General features: G+C 69.3%; 20 protein-coding genes. 6 read left to right on the forward strand and 14 right to left on the reverse strand.

Going from position 1 to position 25,582, the window contains the following annotated elements:
• Window positions 1-8: 8 nt before the first annotated feature.
• Window positions 9-998, forward strand: a complete 990-nt coding sequence (locus ACZ5WE_RS00755) for a COX15/CtaA family protein (protein WP_467690375.1) — start codon at window positions 9-11, stop codon at window positions 996-998.
• A gap of 2 nt (window positions 999-1,000) precedes the next feature.
• On the opposite strand, the gene ACZ5WE_RS00760 is transcribed toward ACZ5WE_RS00755, so the two are convergent.
• The 3 genes from ACZ5WE_RS00760 to ACZ5WE_RS00770 all read right to left on the reverse strand — a co-directional run bounded on the left by ACZ5WE_RS00760 (window position 1,001) and on the right by ACZ5WE_RS00770 (window position 3,587).
• Window positions 1,001-2,089, reverse strand: a complete 1,089-nt coding sequence (locus ACZ5WE_RS00760) for an amidohydrolase family protein (RefSeq protein ID WP_467690140.1) — start codon at window positions 2,087-2,089, stop codon at window positions 1,001-1,003.
• Between the two features lie 101 nt (window positions 2,090-2,190).
• The gene (locus ACZ5WE_RS00765; protein ID WP_467690139.1) at window positions 2,191-2,538 is read right to left on the reverse strand and encodes a hypothetical protein; all 348 of its coding nucleotides are present in this window, start codon (window positions 2,536-2,538) and stop codon (window positions 2,191-2,193) included.
• 95 nt (window positions 2,539-2,633) lie between these two features.
• Window positions 2,634-3,587, reverse strand: a complete 954-nt coding sequence (locus ACZ5WE_RS00770) for a heme o synthase (RefSeq protein ID WP_467690374.1) — start codon at window positions 3,585-3,587, stop codon at window positions 2,634-2,636.
• 388 nt (window positions 3,588-3,975) lie between these two features.
• Between ACZ5WE_RS00770 and tkt the strand changes: the two genes are divergently transcribed.
• Genes tkt through pgl form a run of 5 tightly spaced genes read left to right on the forward strand, consistent with a single transcriptional unit; the run spans window position 3,976 to window position 10,571 of the window.
• Window positions 3,976-6,069, forward strand: a complete 2,094-nt coding sequence (tkt, locus tag ACZ5WE_RS00775; RefSeq protein WP_467690137.1) for a transketolase — start codon at window positions 3,976-3,978, stop codon at window positions 6,067-6,069.
• Window positions 6,070-6,104: 35 nt separating this feature from the next.
• Window positions 6,105-7,223: a transaldolase gene (gene tal / locus ACZ5WE_RS00780; protein ID WP_467690136.1), complete on the forward strand. Its 1,119-nt coding sequence runs from the start codon at window positions 6,105-6,107 to the stop codon at window positions 7,221-7,223.
• 5 nt (window positions 7,224-7,228) lie between these two features.
• Window positions 7,229-8,752 carry a glucose-6-phosphate dehydrogenase gene (gene zwf / locus ACZ5WE_RS00785; protein WP_467690134.1) on the forward strand — a complete coding sequence of 508 codons (1,524 nt, stop codon included), beginning with the start codon at window positions 7,229-7,231 and terminating at the stop codon, window positions 8,750-8,752.
• Window positions 8,749-9,795 carry a glucose-6-phosphate dehydrogenase assembly protein OpcA gene (opcA, locus tag ACZ5WE_RS00790; RefSeq protein ID WP_467690132.1) on the forward strand — a complete coding sequence of 349 codons (1,047 nt, stop codon included), beginning with the start codon at window positions 8,749-8,751 and terminating at the stop codon, window positions 9,793-9,795. Before zwf ends, opcA begins: the two co-directional genes overlap by 4 nt.
• Window positions 9,792-10,571 carry a 6-phosphogluconolactonase gene (pgl, locus tag ACZ5WE_RS00795; protein ID WP_467690130.1) on the forward strand — a complete coding sequence of 260 codons (780 nt, stop codon included), beginning with the start codon at window positions 9,792-9,794 and terminating at the stop codon, window positions 10,569-10,571. Before opcA ends, pgl begins: the two co-directional genes overlap by 4 nt.
• A 66-nt stretch (window positions 10,572-10,637) precedes the next feature.
• On the opposite strand, the gene pgi is transcribed toward pgl, so the two are convergent.
• From pgi to uvrC, 11 genes are all read right to left on the reverse strand, one after another.
• Window positions 10,638-12,290 (reverse strand): glucose-6-phosphate isomerase, encoded by a 1,653-nt coding sequence (gene pgi / locus ACZ5WE_RS00800; protein ID WP_467690128.1) that lies wholly within the window; start codon window positions 12,288-12,290, stop codon window positions 10,638-10,640.
• A gap of 178 nt (window positions 12,291-12,468) precedes the next feature.
• Window positions 12,469-12,804, reverse strand: coding sequence for an RNA polymerase-binding protein RbpA (locus ACZ5WE_RS00805; RefSeq protein WP_078077905.1), 336 nt, complete (start codon window positions 12,802-12,804; stop codon window positions 12,469-12,471).
• A gap of 194 nt (window positions 12,805-12,998) precedes the next feature.
• Window positions 12,999-13,229 carry a preprotein translocase subunit SecG gene (secG, locus tag ACZ5WE_RS00810; protein ID WP_067430519.1) on the reverse strand — a complete coding sequence of 77 codons (231 nt, stop codon included), beginning with the start codon at window positions 13,227-13,229 and terminating at the stop codon, window positions 12,999-13,001.
• 125 nt (window positions 13,230-13,354) lie between these two features.
• Window positions 13,355-14,131, reverse strand: a complete 777-nt coding sequence (gene tpiA, locus ACZ5WE_RS00815) for a triose-phosphate isomerase (protein ID WP_467690126.1) — start codon at window positions 14,129-14,131, stop codon at window positions 13,355-13,357.
• 6 nt (window positions 14,132-14,137) lie between these two features.
• Window positions 14,138-15,349, reverse strand: a complete 1,212-nt coding sequence (locus ACZ5WE_RS00820) for a phosphoglycerate kinase (protein ID WP_467690124.1) — start codon at window positions 15,347-15,349, stop codon at window positions 14,138-14,140.
• Between the two features lie 113 nt (window positions 15,350-15,462).
• Window positions 15,463-16,473 carry a type I glyceraldehyde-3-phosphate dehydrogenase gene (gene gap / locus ACZ5WE_RS00825; RefSeq protein WP_467690122.1) on the reverse strand — a complete coding sequence of 337 codons (1,011 nt, stop codon included), beginning with the start codon at window positions 16,471-16,473 and terminating at the stop codon, window positions 15,463-15,465.
• 189 nt (window positions 16,474-16,662) lie between these two features.
• Window positions 16,663-19,653 carry a M14 family metallopeptidase gene (locus tag ACZ5WE_RS00830; protein ID WP_467690120.1) on the reverse strand — a complete coding sequence of 997 codons (2,991 nt, stop codon included), beginning with the start codon at window positions 19,651-19,653 and terminating at the stop codon, window positions 16,663-16,665.
• 160 nt (window positions 19,654-19,813) lie between these two features.
• Entirely contained in the window at window positions 19,814-20,803 is a 990-nt protein-coding gene (gene whiA, locus ACZ5WE_RS00835; RefSeq protein WP_160504363.1) for a DNA-binding protein WhiA, read from the reverse strand.
• A complete protein-coding gene (locus tag ACZ5WE_RS00840) occupies window positions 20,794-21,801 on the reverse strand; it encodes a gluconeogenesis factor YvcK family protein (RefSeq protein WP_467690118.1) in 1,008 nt (335 codons plus the stop codon). Before ACZ5WE_RS00840 ends, whiA begins: the two co-directional genes overlap by 10 nt.
• Window positions 21,798-22,733, reverse strand: coding sequence for an RNase adapter RapZ (gene rapZ, locus ACZ5WE_RS00845; protein ID WP_467690116.1), 936 nt, complete (start codon window positions 22,731-22,733; stop codon window positions 21,798-21,800). Before rapZ ends, ACZ5WE_RS00840 begins: the two co-directional genes overlap by 4 nt.
• A complete protein-coding gene (gene uvrC / locus ACZ5WE_RS00850; protein ID WP_467690114.1) occupies window positions 22,730-24,805 on the reverse strand; it encodes an excinuclease ABC subunit UvrC in 2,076 nt (691 codons plus the stop codon). Before uvrC ends, rapZ begins: the two co-directional genes overlap by 4 nt.
• Window positions 24,806-25,582: the final 777 nt, after the last annotated feature.

A 25,582-nucleotide genomic window follows, 5' to 3' on the forward strand; every position in this document is an offset into this window, starting at 1 on the left:
TGCCAAACGTGACCCGAGCCGACGCCGTCTCCGCCGTGCGCAACCCGCTCGCCTTCATCGCCGAACGCTGGACCCCGCAGCAGCGGACCGTCCAGCGCGCCGCCCTCATCTCGCTCGCGATGACGGTGGGCATCGTGGTCACCGGCGGCGCCGTCCGGCTGACCGGATCGGGCCTCGGCTGCCCGACCTGGCCCAAGTGCACGGACGACTCCCTGACGGCCACTCACGAGATGGGCTTCCACGGAGCCGTCGAGTTCGGCAACCGCATGCTGACGTACGTGCTGTGCGCGGCCGTCGGCTGGGCGATCATCACGGCGCGCTCGCAGAAGCCGATGCGGCGCAGCCTCACCCGGCTCGGCTGGATCCAGTTCTGGCTGGTCATGGGCAACGCCGTGCTCGGCGGCATCGTGGTCCTCGTCGGTCTGAACCCGTGGACCGTCGCGGCGCACTTCCTGCTCTCCACCGCCCTGATCGCGGTCGCCGTCACGATGTGGCAGCGCACCCGCGAGGGCGACGGCGAGGTGCGCCCACTGGTCGGGAAGGCCGTGGCGCAGCTGGTGTGGTTCCTGGTCGCGGCGTCCGTGCTGCTCATCGCGGCCGGCACCATCGTGACGGGCTCCGGGCCGCACGCCGGTGACTCCAGCGAGGTGCCGCGGATGGGCTTCGACTGGGAGACCGTCAGCAAGCTGCACGCCGTGTTCGCCTGGATCGTGGTGACGCTGACGTTCGCCCTGTGGTTCGTCCTCAAGGCGGTCGACGCGCCCAAGGGCCCGCTGCACCGCACCCGGGACCTGTTCCTGATCCTGCTCGCCCAGGGCGCGATCGGCTACGTCCAGTACTTCACGGACCTGCCCGAAGTCCTGGTCGGGCTGCACATGTTCGGCTCCTGCGTGGTCTGGATCGGCGTGATGCGTGTCCTGCTCTCGCTGCGCGAGCGTCCGTACACCACCGCGGGTCTGCCCGCCCAGGCCGACGACTCACAGCTCTCGGCCGTCTGACCTCAGCCGTCGATCAGGCCGTACACGCGGCGGGCGTTGCCCGCCGCGATGAGCCCCGCGACGCGCTGCGCGTCCGGCAGCGACCACGCCCCCTCCGCGACCCACCCGCCGAGCACGCGCCCCAGCGCCTCCCCGAACAGCCGCGCGCCCACCACGTGCAGTTCGGGAAGCCCGTGCGCGCCGCTGGAGAACAGCAGCTTGCCGAAGGGTGCCAGCTCCAGGATCTCCGCGAGCACGGCCGCCGCCCGGGCCCCCGTGCGCACCAGGGCGGGACCCAGATCGGCGTAGACGTGCGGGAAGACGCCCGCGAGGTCCGCGGCGTTGCGGTGGTACGGATAGCCGTGCAGCAGGACCAGGTCGGTGCCGAGCCCCGCGGTCGCCCGCGCGAAACCGCCGAAGTAACCCTCCGGGTCGCCGGACCCCGCCTGCAGCTGCAGCGGACGCCCCGACGCGACGGCGATCCACAGCAGATGCCTGAGCAGCACGGGGTCCTGGAGCGCCCCGCCCACCTGGCGCCCGGCGAGCCAGCGCCCCGCCGCTCCCCGCACCTCGCCGGGACCCGGTGGTTCGGGGGCCAGCGCCAGACTGCGCCGGACGCCCGCGACGGAGGTGAAGGCGACGGCGTTCGCGGCGGCCGCGTGCACGGACTCGGCGAGATTGGCGAGGAACGAGTCGACGGTGCCCGAGGTGTCGGCCACTTGTTCGGCCAGCAATTCGAGGCGGACGATCTCATGGGCGTCGGCGTCGCCGGTGGACGCCATCTCGCCGGGCCCCGTCAGATCGCCGGGCAGCCCCGTGTCCACGAGATACGTCGTGATGCCACTCCCCCGCAGCAGCCGCCGCCCCGCCTCCAGGACGCCGAGGTCGCGGCGGCGGGCGAGGTAGCGGGCGGGCGGACAGTGCGGTTCGAGGCCGAGCAGCGGCGGGCACCAGCGGCGTACGGCGAAGCCCGTCTGGGTGTCGAAGAAGGTGGTGCCGGGCGCGGGAGGCCCCTCGCCGCGCCCGAGGTGGGCCTCGAAGGTGCCAAGGCCAAGCTCCGTACGCAGCACACCGTGGCAGTACTGGTCCACCAGGGACGGCGTTTCGATCATCCGGGCTCCCAGTAGGCGGACCGTGCTCCTACCGTCCTAACGGGTGACCCGGGCGTCAGGTGTTGCTTACAGCCCTTCTGTCCCGCGCGGCCTCGGCGCGCTCAGCCGTTGCTCGGGCCGCCGAGCTGAATGCCCGCCATCCGCGACCACTCGTACGGGCCGGTCTTCACCTTGGCCGCGAAGTCACCGTCGAAGTCCTCGTGGACCGTGATCCCGGCCTTATCGACGGCGCTCTGCGCGATCGCGTAGGTGGGCGCCACCAGGTCGCCCCAGCCGCCGTCTCCGCCGACCAGGACGATGCGGGTGCCCTCGTGCCCGATGTACGCGATCTGCCCCTCGGCACCGCCGTGCGCCTGGGCGAAGGCACCGATCTGCTTGGCCAGCTTTGCCGCCTTCTTGTCCGCGCGGGCTGCCTGCTTGCTGTCCTCGACCTGCTGCGTCTCTGCCATGAGCAGGATGCTACCGACGGGTAGATCAACTGGCGACGGGCGGGGCACGTGGCGTTCAACACCACGCACCCCGCCCGTCGGCGAAGCCGGAGAACTCAGCGCAGGAAGGGGTCCACCGCGACCGCCACGAAGAGCAGCGAGACATAGGTGATCGACCAGTGGAAGAGCCGCATCTCCTTGAGCTTGCCGCCCGTGACCTCGGCCTTGGCGCGGTTCTGCAGCCCGTGCGCCTCCCACAGCCACCAGCCGCCGGTCACGAAGGCGACCACGGTGTAGAACCAGCCGGTGTAGCCGAGCGGCTGGAGCAGCAGCGAGACGGCGACCATCACCCAGCTGTAGAGAACGATCTGACGGGCGACCACTTTGTTCGACGCGACGACCGGCAGCATCGGCACGCCCACGCGCGCGTAGTCGTCCTTGACCTTCATGGACAGCGGCCAGTAGTGCGGCGGCGTCCAGAAGAACATCACGAGGAAGAGGATGACCGGCGCCCACGACAGGGAGTTCGTGACCGAGGACCAGCCGATGAGGACCGGCATGCAGCCCGCGATGCCGCCCCAGACGATGTTCTGCGAGGTGCGGCGCTTCAGGATCATCGTGTAGACGACCACGTAGAAGAGCAGCGCCCCGAGGGCGAGCCACGCGGACAGCCAGTTGACGACGAGGCCGAAGAGCAGCGTGGAGGCGACGGCGAGCGCGATGCCGAACACGAGGCACTCGCGGGGGCTGACCATTCCCGTGACCAGGGGCCGCTGGGACGTACGGTCCATGAGGGCGTCGATGTCACGGTCGATGTACATGTTGAGCGCGTTGGCGCCGCCCGCCGACAGATAGCCGCCGAGGCAGGTCACGAAGACCAGCCAGAGGTCGGGCACCCCCTGTTCGGCGAGGAACATCACCGGAACGGTGGTGATCAGGAGGAGTTCGATGATTCGCGGCTTGGTCAGCGCCACGAACGCCATGACACGGGCCCTGAGCGGCCGGTGGCTCGGGCCAGAGCTCGTCCCAATTGCTCCCGCTGGACGGGATTCAACGGCCGTCACGCACACCCCTGACAGAGACTTCCCAGCAAGCCGCGTCGGACGTTCAGACATGAAGATCCGGTAAAGGCTCGCGCGTACCACGCCACTGTAGACGTTGCCCATACCTCGCCCTTCGCGGGGGTGGGGTCGTGTTGAGCGGCGTGTTGGGCCGCCCGAAACACGGCCCGACACCCGTTCAGATGAGCGGTGCGGTACTCGTTTCGAGAGTCCAGATGAGCGGCTTGGGGATCACATGGTGAACACCGTGGATCCCTTTCGGGAGGCGGATACCGGCACACCCCGGCACTCTGGAATGACTCGAAAAAATGCACGTCTTTACAGCGGTAGGCTCGACATCGGCCGGTGGGATCTACATCGCCGGCATACGACATGTGGAGAGGAGCCCTGACTCAGGGTGAGCACCAAGCCGACCACCACAGACCTCGAGTGGACCGAACTGGACCAGCGGGCTGTCGATACTGCCCGCGTCCTGGCCATGGACTCCGTACAGAAGGTCGGCAACGGCCATCCGGGTACGGCCATGAGCCTCGCGCCTGCCGCGTACACCCTCTTCCAGAAGGTGATGCGGCACGACCCCGCGGACGCCGAGTGGACCGGGCGCGACCGGTTCGTTCTTTCCGCGGGCCACTCGTCCCTGACCCTCTACATCCAGCTCTACCTGGCCGGCTTCGGCCTGGAGCTCGATGACCTGAAGGCGTTCCGCACCTGGGGTTCCAAGACCCCCGGTCACCCGGAGTACGGGCACACCACGGGCGTGGAGACGACGACGGGCCCGCTCGGCCAGGGCGTCGCGAACGCCGTGGGCATGGCGATGGCCGCCCGTTACGAGCGTGGCCTGTTCGACCCGGAGACCGCTGCCGGCGAGTCGCCGTTCGACCACCACATCTTCGCGATCGCCGGTGACGGCTGTCTCCAGGAGGGCATCTCCGGCGAGGCGTCGTCGCTGGCCGGGCACCAGAAGCTCGGCAACCTCGTACTGCTGTGGGACGACAACCACATCTCCATCGAGGGCGACACGGAGACCGCGGTCTCCGAAGACACCATGAAGCGGTACGAGGCCTACGGCTGGCACGTCCAGCGCGTGGAGCCCAAGGAGAACGGCGACCTCGACCCGGCCGCCCTCTACAAGGCGATCCTCGCCGCGAAGGCGGAGACGGAGCGCCCCTCCTTCATCGCGATGCGCTCGATCATCGCCTGGCCCGCGCCGAACGCGCAGAACACCGAGGCCGCGCACGGCTCGGCGCTCGGCGACGAAGAGGTCGCGGCCACCAAGCGCGTCCTCGGCTTCGACCCGGAGCAGAACTTCGAGGTCGCCGACGAGGTCCTCGCGCACACCCGTGCCGCCCTCGACCGCGGCCGCGATGCCAAGGCCGAGTGGGAGAAGGGCTTCGCCGCCTGGCGCACCGCTTCCCCCGAGCGCGCCACCGAGTTCGACCGCGTCGCCGCGGGCGAGCTCCCGCAGGGCTGGGAGGAGAAGCTCCCGGTCTTCGAGACCGGCAAGGGCGTCGCGACGCGTGCCGCGTCCGGCAAGGTCCTCCAGGCGCTCGGCGCGGTGATCCCCGAGCTGTGGGGCGGCTCCGCCGACCTCGCGGGCTCGAACAACACGACGATCGACAAGACGTCGTCGTTCCTCCCCGCGGGCAACCCGCTGCCGGGGGCGAACCCGTACGGCCGCACGATCCACTTCGGCATCCGCGAGCACTCCATGGCCGCGGAGATGAACGGCATCGCGCTGCACGGCAACACCCGCATCTTCGGCGGCACCTTCCTGGTGTTCTCCGACTACATGCGCAACGCCGTGCGTCTGTCCGCGCTGATGCACCTTCCGGTGACGTACGTGTGGACGCACGACTCCGTCGGTCTGGGCGAGGACGGCCCGACGCACCAGCCGGTCGAGCACCTGGCCTCGCTGCGTGCCATCCCGGGCCTGAACGTGGTCCGCCCCGCGGACGCGAACGAGACCGCGATCGTGTGGCGCGAGATCCTCCAGCGCTACACCAAGGAGTTCGGCAAGGGGGCCCCGCACGGCCTCGCACTGACCCGTCAGGGCGTGCCGACGTACGACCGCGAGGTCACCGAGGGCGCCGTCAAGGGCGGCTACGTCCTCTTCGAGGCCGACGGCGGCGCCCCCGAGGTCGTCCTCATCGGCACCGGCTCCGAGGTGCAGCTCGCCGTCGAGGCGCGCGAGCAGCTGCAGGCCGCGGGCGTTCCCACGCGCGTCGTCTCGATGCCGTGCGTCGAGTGGTTCGAGGCGCAGGACCAGGGGTACCGCGACAGCGTCCTTCCGCCGTCCGTCAAGGCGCGCGTGGCGGTCGAGGCGGGCATCGGCCTGACCTGGCACCGCTTCGTGGGTGACGCCGGGCGCATCGTTTCGCTGGAGCACTTCGGTGCTTCCGCGGACGGCAAGGTGCTGTTCCGTGAGTTCGGGTTCACCGGAGACGCCGTGGCCGCCGCAGCCCGGGAATCGATCGACGCCGCTCAGCGCTGACGCCGACATACGACCAAGTAGGAGATGTAATCCCCATGACAGACGCACTCAAGCGCCTCTCCGACGAAGGCGTCGCGATCTGGCTGGACGACCTGTCGCGCAAGCGGATCACGTCCGGCAACCTCGCCGAACTGATCGACCAGAGCCACGTGGTGGGTGTCACCACGAACCCGTCGATCTTCCAGAAGGCGATCTCGCAGGGCGATGGTTACGACCAGCAGCTCTCCGACCTCGCCTCGCGCGGTGTCACCGTCGAAGAGGCCATCCGCATGATCACGACGGCGGACGTCCGTGACGCCGCCGACATCCTGCGCCCGGTCTTCGACGCGACGGGCGGCCAGGACGGCCGTGTGTCGATCGAGGTCGACCCGCGCCTGGCGCACAACACGAAGTCGACGGTCGCCGAGGCCAAGCAGCTCGCCTGGCTGGTGGACCGCCCGAACACGCTCATCAAGATCCCGGCGACGAAGGCGGGCCTGCCCGCGATCACCGAGGTCATCGGCAGGGGCATCAGCGTGAACGTGACGCTGATCTTCTCGCTGGAGCGCTACCGCGAGGTCATGGACGCGTACCTGGCGGGCCTGGAGAAGGCGAAGGCCGCCGGCCTGGACCTCTCCAAGATCCACTCGGTGGCGTCCTTCTTCGTGTCCCGCGTGGACACCGAGATCGACAAGCGCCTCGACGCTCTTGGCACCGACGAGGCCAAGTCCGCCAAGGGCAAGGCCGCGCTGGCCAACGCCCGCCTCGCGTACGAGGCGTACGAGGAGGTCTTCTCCTCCGACCGCTGGGCCGCGCTCGACAAGGCGCAGGCCAACAAGCAGCGTCCGCTGTGGGCATCGACCGGTGTCAAGGACCCGGCGTACAAGGACACCCTGTACGTCGACGACCTGGTCGCGCCGAACACGGTGAACACGATGCCGGAGGCGACCCTGGAGGCCACCGCCGACCACGGCCAGATCACGGGCAACACCGTGGCCGGGACGTACGACACCGCGCGCGGCGAGATCGAGGCCGTCGAGAAGCTCGGCATCAGCTACGACGACGTGGTGCAGCTGCTCGAGGACGAGGGCGTCGAGAAGTTCGAGGCGTCCTGGAACGACCTGCTCAAGTCCACCGAGGCGGAGCTCAAGCGCCTCACCCCTTCGGAGGGCTGACCATCTTGTCAAGCAGCAATCCGCTGCGTGACGCCGCAGACCGACGGCTCCCGCGTATCGCGGGGCCGTCGGGCCTGGTCATCTTTGGCGTCACGGGCGATTTGTCCCGTAAAAAGCTGATGCCCGCTGTCTATGACCTCGCCAACCGAGGCCTGCTGCCGCCGGGCTTCTCGCTCATCGGCTTCGCGCGCCGCGACTGGGAGGACGAGGACTTCGCCCAGGTCGTCCATGACGCGGTCAAGCAGCACTCGCGTACGCCGTTCCGCGAGGAGGTCTGGCAGCAGCTCATCCAGGGGATGCGCTTCGTCCAGGGCAACTTCGACGACGACGACGCCTTCGAGCAGCTCAAGGCCACCATCCAGGACCTCGACAAGGCGCAGGGGACGGGCGGCAACTTCGCCTTCTACCTCTCCGTGCCCCCGAAGTTCTTCCCGCAGGTCGTCCAGCAGCTCAAGAAGCACGAGCTCGCGGACGCGCCCGAGGGCTCCTGGCGCCGCGCGGTCATCGAGAAGCCCTTCGGGCACGACCTGGCGTCCGCCAAGGAGCTCAACTCGATCGTGCACGAGGTGTTCGCCCCGGACCAGGTGTTCCGGATCGACCACTACCTCGGCAAGGAGACCGTCCAGAACATCCTGGCGCTCCGCTTCGCCAACCAGATGTTCGAGCCGATCTGGAACCGGTCGTACGTGGACCACATCCAGATCACGATGGCCGAGGACATCGGCATCGGCGGCCGTGCCGGCTACTACGACGGCATCGGCGCCGCCCGTGACGTCATCCAGAACCACCTGCTCCAGCTGATGGCGCTGACCGCGATGGAGGAGCCCGCCTCCTTCGACGCGAACGCGCTGGTCGCCGAGAAGGCGAAGGTCCTCGGCGCCGTGCGGCTGCCCAAGGACCTCGGCGAGAGCACGGTCCGCGGACAGTACGCCGCGGGGTGGCAGGGCGGCGAGAAGGCCGTCGGCTACCTCCAGGAAGAGGGCATCGACCCCAAGTCGAAGACCGACACCTACGCGGCCGTCAAGCTGGAGGTGGACAACCGCCGCTGGGCGGGCGTCCCCTTCTATCTGCGTACGGGCAAGCGTCTGGGCCGCCGCGTCACCGAGATCGCGGTCGTCTTCCAGCGCGCGCCCCACTCCCCCTTCGACCACACGGCGACGGAGGAGCTGGGCCAGAACGCGATCGTCATCCGCGTACAGCCCGACGAGGGCATCACGGTCCGGTTCGGCTCGAAGGTGCCCGGCACCTCGATGGAGATCCGCGACGTGTCGATGGACTTCGCGTACGGCGAGTCCTTCACCGAGTCCAGCCCGGAGGCGTACGAGCGCCTGATCCTGGACGTCCTGCTCGGCGACGCCAACCTCTTCCCGCGCACGGAGGAGGTCGAGCTGTCCTGGAACATCCTCGACCCGATCGAGGAGTACTGGGACAAGCACGGCAAGCCCGCGCAGTATTCGTCCGGGACCTGGGGCCCGTCCGAGGCGGACGAAATGCTCGCACGAGACGGACGGAGCTGGCGTCGCCCATGAAGATCGACCTTACGGACACCACGTCCAGCAAGATCAACAAGGCGCTCGTGAAGGGCCGCCGAGCCATCGGCACCCCGGCCGTCGGCATGGTGCTCACCCTCGTCATCGTCACCGACGAGGAGAACGCCTACGACTCGCTGAAGGCCGCCAACGAAGCGTCCCGCGAGCACCCCTCGCGCACCCTGGTCGTCATCAAGCGCGCCGCGCGCTCGCCCCGCGACCGCACGACGTCGCGCCTCGACGCCGAGGTGCGGGTCGGCGCGGACGCGGGCACCGGCGAGACGGTGATCCTGCGCCTTTACGGCGAGGTCCTCGACCACGCCCAGTCGGTCGTCCTGCCGCTGCTCCTGCCCGACGCCCCCGTGGTCGTGTGGTGGCCGGTGAACGCCCCGGCCGACGCTGCCAACGATCCGCTCGGCGCCCTGGCTCAGCGCCGTGTCACGGACTCGTACGCGGCCGAGGACCCGATCCGCGAGCTGACCGCCCGCGCCGAGTCCTACCACCCCGGCAGCACGGACCTGGCCTGGACCCGGATCACCCCGTGGCGCTCGATGCTCGCGGCGGCTCTCGACCAGATCGCCTGCAAGGTGACCTCGGTCGAGGTGGAGGGCGAGGAGTTCAACCCGAGCTGCGAGCTGCTCGCCATGTGGCTCGCGGACCGCCTCCACGTCCCCGTGAAGCGCTCGCTGTCCGCGGGGCCCGGCCTCACCGGCGTACGCATGGACACCGACTGCGGTCCCATCGTGCTCGGCCGGGCCGACGGCTCGCTGGCCACGCTCTCCGTCCAGGGGCAGCCCGACCGCGCGGTGGCGCTCAAGCGCCGCGAGACGGCCGAGCTGATCGCCGAGGAGCTGCGCCGTCTCGACCCGGACGACACCTACGCGTCCGCGCTGAAGTACGGCGTGGAACGCCTGGGCGAGTACGCGGCGGAAACCGCGGTTCCCGCGGTGGAGGAGCCAGCGGAGGCGGCGAAGAAGACCGCCCCCGCGAAGAAGGCCACCCCGGCGAAGAAGGCCCCGGCCAACAAGGCGGCGACGAAGTGAGCGCGGCCCCGCAGCTGGTCGTGCACCGCGACAAGGAGCTGATGGCGCAGGCCGCGGCGGCCCGCCTCATCACGAAGATCGTCGACGCGCAGGCCGCCCGCGGCTTCGCGTCGGTGGTCCTCACCGGCGGCCGCAACGGCAACGGCCTGCTCGCGGCGCTGAGTTCGTCCCCGGCGAAGGACGCGATCGACTGGTCGCGCCTGGACCTGTGGTGGGGCGACGAGCGCTTCCTGCCGGACGGCGACCCGGAGCGCAACTACACCCAGGCCAAGGAGGCACTGCTCGACTCGGTGCCGCTCAATCCGGCCCGGGTGCATCCGATGCCCGCGTCGGACGGCGCGTACGAGGTGGACGCGGCGGCCGGGATGTACGCCGCCGAGCTCACCGCGGCCGCGGGGCCCGAGGACCACGGTCCGGTGCCGACGTTCGACGTGCTGATGCTCGGCGTCGGCCCGGACACCCATGTCGCCTCGCTCTTCCCGGAGTTGCCCGCGGTCCGCGAGACGGAGCGGACGGTGGTCGGCGTGCACGGCGCACCCAAACCGCCGCCCGTCCGCATCACGTTCACGCTGCAGGCGATCCGCTCGGCCCGTGAGGTGTGGCTGCTCGCGGCCGGCGAGGACAAGGCGAACGCCGCGGCGATCGCCCTGTCGGGCGCGGGCGAGGTACAGGCGCCCGCCGCGGGCGCGTACGGCAGGTCGCGGACGCTGTGGCTGCTCGACGCCGCGGCGGCCTCGCAGCTGCCGCGCGATCTGTATCCGCCGGCTTCTCCCTGAGGTTCACGCACAGCAGTACGGCCCGGTCCACTTTCCTGGTGGACCGGGCCGTACTGTTTCAGTGGCTCAACGCCCGCGCAGGTCCCGGTACTTGGCAACCAGCGCTGTCGTGGACCCGTCGAGGTCCGGTACGTCCGCGCCCTCGGTCAGGGCGGGCTCGATGCGCTTGGCGAGGACCTTCCCGAGCTCGACGCCCCACTGGTCGAACGAGTCGATGTTCCACACCGCGCCCTGTACGAACACCTTGTGTTCGTACAGGGCGATGAGCTGACCGAGAACCGACGGCGTCAGCTCCTTGGCGAGGATCGTCGTCGTCGGGTGGTTGCCCTTGAACGTCTTGTGCGGCACGAGTTCCTCGGGCACGCCCTCGGCCCGCACCTCGTCGGGCGTCTTGCCGAAGGCCAACGCCTGCGTCTGCGCGAAGAAGTTGGCCATCAGGAGGTCGTGCTGGGCGACCAGGCCGGACAGCAGATCGGCGACGGGCTCGGCGAAGCCGATGAAGTCGGCCGGGATCAACTTCGTGCCCTGGTGGATGAGTTGGTAGTACGCGTGCTGGCCGTTGGTGCCCGGCGTGCCCCAGACGACCGGGCCCGTCTGCCAGTCGACCGGCTCGCCGTCACGGCCGACGGACTTGCCGTTGGACTCCATGTCCAGCTGCTGGAGATAGGCGGTGAACTTGGAGAGGTAGTGCGAGTACGGCAGGACCGCGTGCGACTGGGCGTCGTGGAAGTTGCCGTACCAGATGCCCAACAGGCCAAGGAGCAGCGGCACGTTGGACTCGGCGGGCTCGTTACGGAAGTGCTCGTCGACGAGGTGGAAGCCGGCCAGCATCTCGCGGAAGGCGTCCGGACCGACCGCGATCATCAGCGAGAGTCCGATCGCCGAGTCGAACGAGTAGCGGCCGCCGACCCAGTCCCAGAACTCGAACATGTTGGCCGTGTCGATGCCGAAGTCGGAGACCTTCCCGCCGTTCGTCGACAGGGCCACGAAGTGCTTGGCGACGGCGCTCTGGTCGGCGCGCAGGCCGGTCAGGAGCCAGTCGCGCGCGGAGGTCGCGTTCGTGATCGTCTCGATGGTGGTGAACGTCTTCGAGGCGATGATGAACAGCGTCTCGGCCGGGTCCAGGTCCCGCACGGCCTCGTGCAGGTCGGCGCCGTCGACGTTCGAGACGAAGCGCACCGTGAGGTCGCGGTCGGTGAAGGAGCGCAGCGCCTCGTACGCCATGGCGGGGCCGAGGTCCGAGCCGCCGATGCCGACGTTCACGATGCTCTTGATGCGCTTGCCGGTGTGGCCGGTCCACTCGCCGGAGCGGACCTTGTCCGCGAAGGCGGCCATCTTGTCGAGCACGGCGTGCACGGCCGGCACCACGTTCTCACCGTCGACGTCGATCACCGCGTCCCGCGGGGCACGCAGCGCCGTGTGCAGGACGGCGCGGTCCTCGGTGGTGTTGATCTTCTCGCCGCGGAACATGGCGTCCCGCAGGCCGAAGACATCGGTGGCCGCGGCAAGCTCGCGCAGGAGCGTCAGCGTCTCGTCCGTGACGAGGTGCTTGGAGTAGTCGACGTGCAGGTCGCCGACCTGGAGCGTGTACGCCGTGCCGCGCGCCGGATCCTTGGCGAAAAGATCACGCAGCTGCACCTCCCCCAGCTGCTCCCGGTGCTTGCCGATCGCCGCCCATTCGGGCGTCTGGTTGAGCCTGGCGCGGCTTTCTGCGTTCATCTCGGACTTCAGCCTTCTCTCGTACCTGTGTACGTACCTTGCCCCGCTGCACGTTCCAACCTAATTGATCAGGGCCCGATATGAGATCTCTGAAGCCGTCTGTCCGCACACGTGCCAGTAAACGCCGCATGAAAAACACAGCGGCCGGACATCAACGATGTCCGGCCCTTCTCACGCTCTAGATCTCGCCCCGCAGTTTTGCCAGCGCCTCCGCGAGAATCGCCTCGCCGTCCGCGTCGCTGCGCCGCTCACGCACATACGCCAAGTGCGTTTTGTACGGCTCGGTGCGGGGCGGGTCCGGCGGGTTGTCCCGGTCCTGACCTGCGGGGAAGCCGCAGCGGGGGCAGTCCCAGGTATCGGGGACCTGCGCGTCGCTGGCGAAGCTGGGCACCGTCTCGTGTCCGTTGGAGCACCAGAAGGAGATGCGCAGTCGCGGCGCGGACTCACCGCGCTCGGCCTCGCCCATCGGCCCCGCCCCGACCCGACTTCCTCGGATCGCGTTGCCACTTGCCACGGTCGTAACTCCCCTGCGTGATGGTGCTGCTGCGGGCGCCTCAGTCTACGTAAGGCCCAACGCGCGTCCAGTGTTCGGAGTTACACCCTCACCCCGACACGCAAGCCCCATGATAATCCGCGCCGTGCGGCGCGCACCGTACATGGGGCTTTGAGTGAAGCTTTCGCAAGGTAGCAATCAAGCCGCTTTCGCGGTCAGTTGTTCACCTTCATCAACAGGCCGAGCACGACAATGCACGCGAACCAGAGAAGACCGACCACGACAGTGATGCGGTCGAGGTTGCGCTCGGCGACCGACGAGCCGCCGACGGACGACTGCATGCCGCCACCGAACATGTCGGAAAGGCCGCCGCCCTTGCCCTTGTGCATCAGCACAAGGAGCATCATCAGCCCACTGAAGACGATCAGGGCGATCGAGAACCCCATAACCACGGCTGGACCAACTTCCTCGGATCTGAATCGGCTCTGTATCGACGACGGGGGCCGAATGCCTCTTGATGAGAAGCCGTCCGGCCCCCGCAAGGGTACGACGTATCGGCGCTACCGCATACTCACTGGTCGCGGAACCGGACGATCTTGACGAACTCTTCCGAGTCCAGCGCCGCGCCGCCCACCAGGGCGCCGTCGACGTCGGGCTGCGCCATGATCGCGGCGACGTTGCCGGACTTCACGGAGCCGCCGTACTGGATGCGCACCTTGTCGGCGAGCTCCTGCGAGTACAGCTCGGCGAGGCGGCCGCGGATCGCGCCGCACACCTCCTGGGCGTCCTCGGGGGTCGCGACCTTGCCGGTGCCGATCGCCCACACCGGCTCGTACGCGATGACGATGGTCTCGGCCTGCTCGGCGGGGAGGTCCTTCAGACCGCCGTCGAGCTGGGCGAGGGTGTACTGGATCTGCTGGCCGGCCTCGCGGATGTCGAGGCCCTCGCCGATGCAGAGGATCGGGGTCAGGCCGTGCTTGTAGGCGGCCTTCACCTTCGCGTTGCAGATCTCGTCGGTCTCGTCGTGGTACTGGCGGCGCTCGGAGTGGCCGACGGCCACGAAGGTGCACTTCAGCTTGGAGAGCATCGGGCCCGAGATCTCGCCGGTGTAGGCACCGGTGTCGTGCGCCGAGATGTCCTGGGCGCCGTACTTGATCTTGAGCTTGTCGCCGTCGACCAGGGTCTGCACCGAGCGCAGGTCGGTGAAGGGGGGCAGGACGGCGACCTCGACGGCCTCGTAGTCCTTGTCGGCGAGGGCGAAGGCGAGCTTCTGGACGTGGGCGATGGCCTCAAGGTGGTTGAGGTTCATCTTCCAGTTGCCCGCCATCAGCGGGGTACGCGTAGTCATCAGGTGTCAGTTCTCCAGTGCCGCGAGGCCGGGGAGCGTCTTGCCCTCGAGGTATTCGAGGGAGGCGCCGCCGCCGGTGGAAATGTGGCCGAATGCGTTCTCGTCGAAGCCCAGGGTCCGGACGGCCGCGGCGGAGTCGCCACCGCCGACGACCGTGAACGCCGGGGAGTCGAGGAGGGCCTGGGCGACCGCCTTGGTGCCCTCGGCGTAGTCCGGGTGCTCGAAGACGCCCATCGGGCCGTTCCAGAAGACGGTGGCCGCGTCGGCGAGCTTCGAGGCGTAGAGCTTACGGGTCTCGGGTCCGATGTCCAGACCCTCCTGGTCGGCCGGGATGGCGTCCGCGGCGACCGTGGTGGGGTTGGCAGGGGCCTTGGTCTTCAGGTCGGGGAAGTCGGTGGAGACCAGCACGTCGACGGGGAGGACCAGCTCGACGCCGCTCTCCTTCGCGCGCTTGATGTACTCCTTGACGGTCGGGACCTGGTCCTCCTGGAGGAGGGAGATGCCGACCTCGTGGCCCTGCGCCTTGAGGAAGGTGTAGGCCATGCCGCCGCCGATCAGGAGACGGTCGGCCTTGCCGAGCAGCTGGTCGATGACGGCCAGCTTGTCGGAGACCTTGGCGCCGCCGAGCGCGACGACGTACGGACGCTTGACGTCCTCGGTGAGCTGCTTCAGGACGCCGACCTCGGTGGCGATGAGGTAGCCCGCGTAGTGCGGCAGGCGTGCCGGGAGGTCGTACACGGAGGCGTGCTTGCGGTGCACCGCGCCGAATCCGTCGCCTACGTAGACGTCCGCGAGGGCGGCGAGCTTGTCGGCGAACTCGCCGCGCTCGGTGTCGTCCTTGGACGTCTCGCCCGCGTTGAAGCGGAGGTTCTCGATGACGGCGACCTGGCCGGACTCGAGGCCGTCGACCGCGTCGTGCGCGGCGGGGCCGACGGTGTCCTCGGCGAACGCCACGGGCTTGCCGAGGAGTTCACCGAGGCGCTCGGCGGCGGGAAGCAGCGAGAACGCCGGGTCCGGTGCGCCCTTGGGGCGGCCGAGGTGCGAGGCGACGATCACCTTGGCGCCGGCTTCGGCGAGCTTGGTGACGGTCGGCAGGACGGCGCGGATGCGGCCGTCGTCGGTGATGGTGCCGTCGGCGAGCGGCACATTGAGGTCGGCGCGGACGAAGACCCGCTTGCCTTCGACCCCTTCGGCGAGAAGTTCGTCGATCGTCTTCATGGCTGGACTCCAGGACTCCTTAAAAGGGCTGACGTGCAACAACAACAAGGCCCGGACCACGCAGTATGCGTGGTCCGGACCCTGTGCTCACATCGAGGTGCCTGCTCTGGTGATCAGAGCTGGCCGCCGACGAAGACCGTGAGGTCGACGAGGCGGTTGGAGTAGCCCCACTCGTTGTCGTACCAGCCGAGGATCTTCACCGTCTTGCCCTCCTGGACCATGGTCAGGGAGGAGTCGAAGGTGCAGGAGGCCGGGTCGCTCACGATGTCCGACGAGACGATCGGGTCCTCGGTGTAGTAGAGGATGCCCTTGAGGGCGCCGTCGTCGGCGGCCTTCTTGAACGCGGCGTTGACCTCGTCCTTGGTGACCTCGCGCTGGAGGTCGACGACGAGGTCGGTGGCCGAGCCGGTCGGGACCGGGACGCGCATCGCGATGCCGTCGAGCTTGCCCTTGAGCTGCGGAAGGACCAGAGCGGTCGCCTTGGCGGCGCCGGTCGTGGTCGGAATGATGTTCTCGGCGGCGGCGCGGGCGCGACGCAGGTCCGAGTGCGGGAAGTCCAGGATGCGCTGGTCGTTGGTGTACGCGTGGACCGTCGTCATGAGGCCCTTGACGATGCCGAAGTTCTCGTCGAGAACCTTCGCCATCGGCGCCACACAGTTGGTGGTGCAGGACGCGTTCGAGATGACGTGGTGGTTGGCCGCGTCGTACTTGTCCTGGTTGACGCCCATCACGATGGTGATGTCCTCGTCCTTGGCCGGAGCCGAGATGAGGACCTTCTTCGCGCCACCGGCGATGTGCTTCTCGGCGTCGGCCTTCTTGGTGAAGATGCCGGTCGACTCGATCACGATGTCGACGCCGAGCTTGCCCCACGGGATGTCGGCGGGGTTGCGCTCGGACAGCACCTTGATGGTGTGGTTGTCGACCGTGATGGTGTCCTCGGTGTGCGACACCTCGGCCTTGAGACGGCCCAGGATGGTGTCGTACTTCAGGAGGTGCGCCGTAGTCGCGGTGTCACCCAGGTCGTTGACAGCCACGATCTCGATGTCCGCACCCTGCTCAAGCAGCGCCCGGAAGTAGTTGCGCCCGATGCGGCCGAAGCCGTTGATGCCTACGCGGATCGTCACGAACCGATCTCCTCGTTGGTACGCCGGTTTCAGACGCCGGCGAGTTGTATGGGATGTCCCCGACCGCCTCCGACCCTACCTCTCTGATGGCCTTTGGGTGACATCGACAGGGGGCCCGGACGGCACGGTGGCCCGTACCCCCGAGTAGGGAGCACGAGCCACCGGGACCTTGGTCCTGATTACGCAGCGTCAGCGGCGCAGATGTGCAAGGGATGCGCCCATAAGAGCGGCCCGTTCGGCGTTTCCGGGTACATGCTCGAACCCGAAGCCGAGCAGCACGCTGTCACGCGCTGTGACGGCCGCATAGGGCTTGTAGAGCTCTCCCGTACGGGCCCAGTCACCCGTGATGCCGGGGCTTCCGGGGGGCGCCGGAGCGACGCTCCAGGTGCCGAGCGAGGCCTCGAATCCCTCGGTCTGCGTGGCGTTGCCTCCTATCACGAGCTGAGCGTTGTCGGCAAACAGTCCGCGGCCCCCGCTGGAGGGGTCGGTGATGGAGCTGAGCGACACCTCGATCGTCTTGCCCGCGTAGGCGCTCAGGTCGAAGGAGACGGGCTTCCAGCCGCTGGAGGACCCGGTGAGGCTGTTCCAGGCACCGCTCGTTCCGGACGCCGTGCAGCCGGTCGCCGACTGCGTCAGGTAGTGGCGCAGGAACGGGTGGCCGTTGATGAAGAACCCGGCCCCGCATTCGGCGGGCGCCGCCTGGGACGAGTTGCCGTTCGAGTCCGGCAGCGTGGTCCAGTCGTCGGCACCGGTGGTGTGCGCTTCGAGAACGCCGTGGTCGTAGCCGGTCTCCAGGTTCCAGTTGAGGGCGAACCGAAGCTGCGGCTGGTCCGCGGCCGTGACCCCGGTCAGGTCGATGGTGCGGGTCAGCCGCTTCCAGTCCTGGTCGGCGTGGGAGGCCGACGCCATGCCCTGGCCCTCGAAGGGGGCGTAGGGGTTGCTGAGGCCGGGATAGCTGCCTGCCGCCGCGCTCTTGAACTGCGGGAACTCGTCGGCGGGCAGGTTGTCGGACGTGACGGTGTAACGGCCCGCCTTGTCCAGGGGGTTGGCGTCGGCCGCGGCGAGCGGCGTCTGCACGCCGTCGAGGGCGCCGCTGCCGGCGAAGCTGGTGGCGCCGGGCGCGGAGAGGCGCTCGTACGCACCGAGGTAGTACTGCGCGAAGTCGTCGGAGAGCGCGTCCCCGAGGTCCACGTTGGTGCCGGTGCGCTCACCGGACTCGACCAGCTTGCCGCCCTCGTTGAGGTAGGCGCGCAGGGCGAGTTGGGTGGCGGCCGACGGGACCGGGTCGCCGGTGTAGTGCACGACCGCGGAGAAGTGCGACAGGACGCCGAGCGGGTGCGGTACACCCTGCTTGGCGACGTCCCAGACCACGGCGGAGCGCCCGTTGGCCTTCAGGGCGTCGACGTACTTCTGCGCCTGCGTCGCGGGGGCGCCTTCCTCGGCGACGACGAGGGTGTTGGCCTTGGCCCGCTCGGTGACGGTGTACGTGAAGTGCGGGCTCTCCGTACGCCCCTTCTTGGTACGGCCGGTGAACCACACCTCGACCTTGTCGCCCGCGCGCGCGTCCTCGACCTCGGCGCGGTACTGGTCGAAGTGGAGGTTGTCCTCGCCGCCGTACGTCTCGCCGCCCTTCCAGGCCTTGAGGTTCTCGTCGTGCGTACGGCCGCCGTTGATCCGGTAGTTGAGCTCCTTGTCGCGCACCGACTTGCGGGCGGTCACGGCGACTTCCTGGTCCCCGCCGCGCACGTAGGAGCCCGTGAAGGCGTCCGGCGTGAAGTCGGGGGCCTCGATGCCGGTGACGGAGACCGGCTGGTCGGGGTGGCTGGCGGTCTCGGCGACGGCGAGCGCGAACGGGACGTTCTTCGCGAACTCCTGCTGGATCAGCTTCTCGTCGTCCGGGAAGGTGAAGATGGAGGCGCAGTCCTCGGGCTTCCAGGGATCGTTCGGGTCGATGTCGGAGGCGGTCTGGCAGGTGGACATCTCCGGCGTGAACATCGAGATGCCGTTGATGTTGCCGGCGTGGCCGTCCGCCTCGCCGTTGGTGGTGTAGAGCTCCGATGCGACCTGCGGGTGGTAGCCGGGGACGGCGGGCTTCTCCGGGGTGCCGTTCAGCGCCTTGTAGAGGACGTCGTCCGGGGTCGGCGTGGCGACCTGCCAGCCCACTCCGTAGAGGAGCAGTTCGGCCGCGGAGTGGTAGTTGATCCCGTACGTGAAGCCGATGCGCTTTTGGAAGCGGTCGAGCGCCTTGGTCTCGGGCTCGGACATGGGGCCCGTGCCGCGGTAGGTCTCGGACGAGGCGTTCGGTGACGAACCCTCGTTGTCGTAGCCCCACTTGTAGGCGAAGTTGCGGTTGAGGTCGACGCCGTCGCCTGCCGCGATCCTGCCGTCGCCGTCGATGTCGCGGAGGTTCTTGCGCCACTGGCGATCACCGTCGGCGGCGTGCGTGAAGTCGTAGCCGTCGGGGTTGGCGGAGAGCACGAACCACAGCTCGGTGGAGTTCACGAGCTTGGTGATGCGCTTGTCCTTGCCGTAGTTGTCGAGGTAGTGGTGCATCAGCCGGCGGGTCATCTCGGGGGTGATCCACTCGCGCGCGTGCTGGTTGGACATGTAGAGCGTGGACGGCTTGGAGCCGTCCTTGGACTTCGCTGCGCCCTTGGAGAGCTTCAGGGCGAGGATGTCCTGGCCCCCCAGGGTCTTGCCGATGGAGACGACCTTGGTGAGGCCGGGGTGGGCCTGACCGGTCTTGACGATCTCCTCCTTGAGGCCGCCCTTGCCGCTGTACGGCCGGAACACGCCGTCCCCCGCGGCCTTGAGCCTGTGCTGCGTACTGGCGGAGACCTTCTGCTCGGTGAGCTCGACGCCCTCCTGCTCGACGCCCTTGGCCTGCGCCTTTGTCAGGTAGACCTCGACGCGGGCGGTGCCGCGCTCGCGGGTCTGGCCGGCGAGCTCGTGGGCGTCCTGGCCCGCCTCGACGAGGATCGGGATCTGCTTCTGGGTGACCTGGGCCTCGTAGACCTTCACGGCTGCCGGGTCGTCGGCGGCCGGGGCCTTCGCCCCGCTGTCGGCCTGGGCGTGCGGCACGGCGACGAGGCCGCCGACGAGCAGCGCGCCCGCGGCGACGACGGATCTGAAACCGGCTCTGGATCTCTTGGTTCTCTTGGATCTCTCTCTTCGTCTCATGAGCCCCCCTTGCGACTGTCCGGCACTTTTGTGCGCGAACGCCAGGCTCGTGACACTTCATGATCATGTCAATACGGCATCTGGGTGGTGTCCGGGAGCGACGCGAAAAAGCCGCCGGTGCCTGGGCGGCTCCGGCGGCTTACGTGACATGCCTCGGCGGTCAGACCGCCATGTTGTCGGCGAGCTCCTCGCTCAGATTGGACTCCGTACCCGGAATCCCCAGGTCCTGCGCCCGCTTGTCCGCCATGGCGAGCAGTCGGCGGATGCGCCCCGCGACCGCGTCCTTCGTCAGCGCCGGGTCGGCGAGCGCGCCCAGCTCCTCCAGGGAGGCCTGCTTGTGCTCCATGCGCAGCCGTCCGGCCGCCGCGAGGTGCTCGGGGACCTCGTCACCGAGGATCTCCAGGGCGCGCTGCACACGAGCGCCCGCGGCGACGGCCGCGCGGGCCGAGCGGCGCAGGTTCGCGTCGTCGAAGTTGGCCAGGCGGTTGGCGGTGGCGCGCACCTCGCGGCGCATCCGCCGCTCCTCCCAGGCGAGCACCGACTCGTGGGCGCCGAGCCGGGTGAGCAGGGCGCCGATCGCGTCGCCGTCCCGGACGACCACACGGTCCACGCCGCGCACCTCACGGGCCTTGGCGGCGATCTGCAGCCTGCGCGCGGCGCCGACCAGGGCGAGCGCGGCCTCCGGGCCCGGGCAGGTGACCTCCAGGGACGAGGAGCGCCCCGGCTCGGTCAGCGAGCCGTGCGCGAGGAACGCCCCGCGCCACGCGGCCTCGGCGTCACAGGTGGCCCCCGAGACCACCTGTGGCGGCAGTCCCCTGATGGGGCGTCCACGGCCGTCCACGAGGCCCGTCTGCCGGGCCAGCTGATCGCCGCCCGCAACCACCCGTACGACGTAGCGCGAGCCGCGCCGCAGCCCGCCGGGGGCCATCACGATCAGCTCCGAGCTGTGCCCGAAGATCTCGAGAATGTCCCGCTTCAGCCGCCGCGCGGCCATCGCCGTGTCCAGCTCCGCCTCGATCACGATGCGGCCGCTCACCAGGTGAAGGCCGCCCGCGAACCGCAGGATGGCCGAGACCTCTGCCTTTCTGCAGCAGGTCCGGGTGACGGGAAGCCGGGAGATCTCGTCCTTCACCGCTGCCGTCATCGCCATGGGCCGATCCTTCCATGCATCCGAAAAATACGGTCGTACGCGGTGGCCAGGAGCTCCGGATCGTGCCTCGGAGTGCCATCGTGCCTGGCCACCGGCGCCAGCTCGACCGTGGCGCCGAGCCGCTTGGCGGCATCGGAGAGTGACTCACGGTCGGGCACGGCGGCGTCGTCGGCCAGCACCACGTCCAGGGCGAGTTTAGGGGCGTGTCGGGCCAAAACCTCCAAATGACGCTGCGGAGAGAACCCATCGGTTTCACCGGGTTGTGGCGCGAGGTTGAGCGAGAGCACCCTGCGGGCCTTCGTCTCGATGAGCGCGTCGAGCAGTTCGGGGACCAGCAGATGGGGGATCACCGAGGAGAACCAGGAACCAGGGCCGAGCACCACCCAGTCCGCGTCGAGCACCGCGGCGACCGCTTCGGGGACGGCCGGCGGGTCGTGCGGGACGAGGTGCACGGACTGCACCTCACCCGGGGTGAGCGCCACCGTGGCCTGCCCGCGCACCGTGTCCACGTCGTCCGGGCGCTCCGGGTCGTGCCCCTTGACCAGGGCCTGGAGCTCCAGCGGCACCGCCGACATGGGCAGCACACGGCCGTGCGCGCCGAGCAGCTTGCCAACCAGGTCGAGGGCCTGGACGTGGTCGCCGAGCTGCTCCCACAGGGCGACGATCAGCAGATTGCCGACCGCGTGCTCGTGCAGGTCGCCCTTGGACTGGAAGCGGTGCTGGATGACGCGGGCCCAGGTCTGGCCCCAGTCGTCGTCCCCGCACAGGGCGGCGAGCGCCTTGCGCAGGTCGCCCGGCGGCAGCACGCCCAGTTCGTCGCGGAGCCGGCCGCTCGAGCCGCCGTCGTCGGCGACGGTGACCACGGCGGTGAGGTCACCGGTGATGCGGCGCAGCCCGGCGAGCGAGGCGGACAGGCCCATCCCGCCGCCGAGCGCCACCACCTTGGGCTGGGTGCCCCGCTTGCGGCCCAGACGGTTCAGCCGCAGGGAGGACTTCACTCTCGCCCCATGTCCCGATGGACGAGGACGGTCTCGACGCCCTCGGACACGAGGCGCGCAGCGAGCTTCTCCGACATGGCGACGGAGCGGTGCTTGCCGCCCGTGCAGCCGACCGCGATCGTCACGTAACGCTTGCCCTCGCGGCGGTATCCCGCGGCGATGAGCTGGAGCAGCTCGGCGTACCGGTCGAGGAACTCCTTGGCGCCCGGCTGGTTGAAGACGTACGCCGCCACCTCCTCGTTGAGCCCTGTGTACTGGCGCAGCTCAGGGACCCAGTGGGGGTTGGGCAGGAAGCGCATGTCCACGACGAGGTCCGCGTCGACCGGCAGGCCGTACTTGAAGCCGAAGGACATGACGGTGGCCCGCAGCTCGGGCTCCTCGTCGCCCGCGAACGAGGCGTCCATCTTGGCCCGCAGCTCGTGCACGTTCAGGCTGGAGGTGTCGATCACCAGGTCGGCGTCGCCGCGCAGCTCGCGCAGGAGTTCGCGCTCGGCCGCGATGCCGTCGACGATGCGGCCGTCGCCCTGCAGCGGGTGCGGGCGGCGGACCGACTCGAAGCGGCGCACCAGGGCGTCGTCCGAGGACTCCAGGAAGACGATCCGCCGGGTGACGTGCTTGGCCTCCAGGTCCGCGAGGGACTGGCGCAGGTTGTCGAAGAAGCGGCGGCCTCGCACATCGACGACGACCGCGATGCGGGCGACGTTCCCCTGCGAGCGGGCGCCGAGCTCCACCATGGTGGGGATCAGCGCGGGCGGCAGGTTGTCGACGACGAACCAGCCGAGGTCCTCCAGACACTTGGCCGCGGTGCTGCGTCCGGCACCCGACATGCCGGAGATGATCACCAGCTCGGGGATCGCCGTCTCGGCGGCCTCACCTGGCGTGATGGTCGTGCCCGTACTCACTTGCTCGCCGCCTTCGTCGTGCTCGGTCATGGCTCCTGCCCCCGTCGTTCTTCTGAGGTGCCCGCGGACACGGGCTCCTCGCCATCGTCCGAGGCTCCCGCGCTCGCGGGCTCCTCTTCTTCAATGATCTCTCCGGTCGCCGTGTTCACGGCGGGCCCCGCGGGCGTCGCTCCGGCCAGGGCCACGATGACGGCCTCGGCCGTCTTGCGGCCTATGCCGGGAATCTCGCAGATTTGATCAATTGTCGCGGATCGCAGCCTCTTCACCGAACCGAAGTGCTTGATCAGCGTCTGCTTGCGGGCGTCGCCGAGGCCCGGCACGGCGTCCAGCGGTCCGGCCTTGAAGCGCTTGGCCCGCTTGGCGCGCTGATACGTGATCGCGAAGCGGTGCGCCTCGTCGCGTACCCGCTGGAGAAGGTACAGGCCCTCACTGGTGCGCGGCAGGATCACCGGGTCGTCGTCGCCCGGCACCCAGACCTCTTCGAGGCGCTTGGCGAGGCCGCACACCGCGATGTCGTCGATGCCGAGCTCGTCGAGGGCCCGCTGGGCGGCCGCGACCTGCGGCTGGCCGCCGTCGACGACGACGAGCTGGGGCGGGTAGGCGAAGCGCTTGGGGCGGCCGTCCTCCTCGGTGAGGCTGTTCGCGTCGCCGTTGCCCGCGGGGATCTCGCCGGACTCCTCCGGATCCCACTCCCCCGTCTTCTCCTTGTCGGCGATATAGCGCTTGAAGCGGCGCGTGAGCACCTCGTGCATCGAGCGGACGTCGTCCTGGCCCTCGAAGCCCTTGATCTGGAAGCGCCTGTACTCGCTCTTGCGGGCGAGGCCGTCCTCGAAGACGACCATCGAGGCCACGACGTCGTCGCCCTGCAGATGCGAGATGTCGTAGCACTCGATGCGCAGCGGGGCGCTGTCCAGTTCGAGCGCTTCGGCGATCTCCTCCAGAGCGCGGGAGCGGGTCGTGAGGTCGGATGCGCGCTTGGTCTTGTGCAGCACGAGCGACTGCTGGGCGTTGCGCGCCACGGTCTCCATGAGCGCCTTCTTGTCGCCGCGCTGCGGGATGCGCAGCGAGACGTTCGAACCACGGCGCTCGGTGAGCCACTCCTGGACGGGCTCTGTGGGGTCGGGCAGCGCGGGTACGAGGACTTCCTTCGGTACGGAGTCGCCGCTCTCCTCCCCGTACAGCTGCTGGAGGGCGTGCTCGACGAGGTCGCCGCTGGTGACCGCCTCGACCTTGTCGGTGACCCAGCCGCGCTGGCCGCGCACGCGGCCGCCGCGGACGTGGAAGATCTGGACGGCCGCCTCCAGCTCGTCCTCGGCGAGCGCGATGAGGTCGGCGTCCGTGGCGTCGGCGAGGACGACGGCGCTCTTCTCCATGGCCTTCTTGAGGGCCCCGATGTCGTCGCGGAGGCGGGCCGCCTTCTCGTACTCCATGTCCTCGGCTGCGTCCGCCATCTGCCGCTCGATGCGGCGGATGTACGCGCCCGTGCGGCCCGTCATGAACTCGCAGAAGTCCTCGGCGAGTTCGCGGTGCTCCTGCGGGGAGACGCGCTCGACGCAGGGCGCGGCGCACTTGCCGATGTAGCCGAGGAGGCAGGGGCGTCCTGTGCGCTCGGCGTTCTTGAAGACTCCGGCCGAGCAGGTGCGGACGGGGAAGACCCGCAGGAGGAGGTCCACGGTGTCGCGGATCGCCCACGCGTGGCCGTAGGGCCCGAAGTAGCGGACGCCCTTCTTCTTGTGGCCGCGCATCACCTGAACCCGCGGGAACTCCTCGTTCATCGTCACCGCGAGGTACGGATAGCTCTTGTCGTCGCGGTACTTGACGTTGAACCGGGGGTCGAACTCCTTGATCCAGGAGTACTCCAGCTGCAGCGCCTCGACCTCGGTGGAGACCACCGTCCACTCGACGGATGCGGCGGTCGTCACCATCGTGGCGGTACGCGGATGCAGATGGGCGAGGTCCTGGAAGTAACTGTTCAGGCGCTGGCGCAGGCTTTTCGCCTTGCCCACGTAGATCACCCGGCGGTGTTCGTCGCGGAACCGATAGACCCCCGGCGAGTCGGGGATCTGTCCCGGCTTGGGGCGGTAGCTGGAGGGGTCTGCCATGCTCCACACCCTACTGGCGGCGGCTGACAGTCAGAGGCTGGAGGGGGTGCACCCCGCCACGCACGAAGGCCGGCGACCTGAGCCCGCCACTTCCCCGCCAGTGGGGGAGCCCGCCACACTCGGACCCCGCCTGCCTAGGCCGCCACTTCCCCGCCGGAAGGGATACACCGCCACGCGCGAAAGCCGCTTACCTGAGCCCGCCGCTACCCATCGCGGGCGCGTCCCCTGCTCGCTCGAAAGCCGATGACCTGAGCCCGCCGCTCCCGTCGGGGGCGCGCGTCCGCTGCTCGCTCGAAGGCCGGCGACCTGAGCCCGCCCCTCCCGTCGGGGGCGCGCGTCCGCTGCTCGCTCGAAGGCCGGCGACCTGAGCCCGCCGCTCCTCCGCCGGAGGGGGAGCCCGCCATGCCCGGACCCCGCCTGTCTAGGACGCTGCTTCCCCGCCGGAAGGGATACACCGCCACGCGCGAAAGCCGCTTACCTAAGCCCGCCGCTACCCATCGCGGGCGCGTCCCCTGCTCGCTCGAAAGCCGTGACCTGAGCCCGCCGCTCCCGTCGGGGGCGCGCGTCCGCTGCCCGCTCGAAGGCCAGCGACCTGAGCCCGCCACTTCCCCGCCAGAGGGGGAACCCGCCATGCCCGGACCCCGCCTGCCTAGGCCGCCACTTCCCCGCCGGAAGGGATACACCGCCACGCGCGAAAGCCGCTTACCTAAGCCCGCCGCTACCCATCGAGGGCGCGTCCCCTGCTCGCTCGGAGGTCGGCGCCCCGCGCCTGCGCCG

Source organism: Streptomyces sp. NPDC033180 (genome assembly GCF_055577645.1).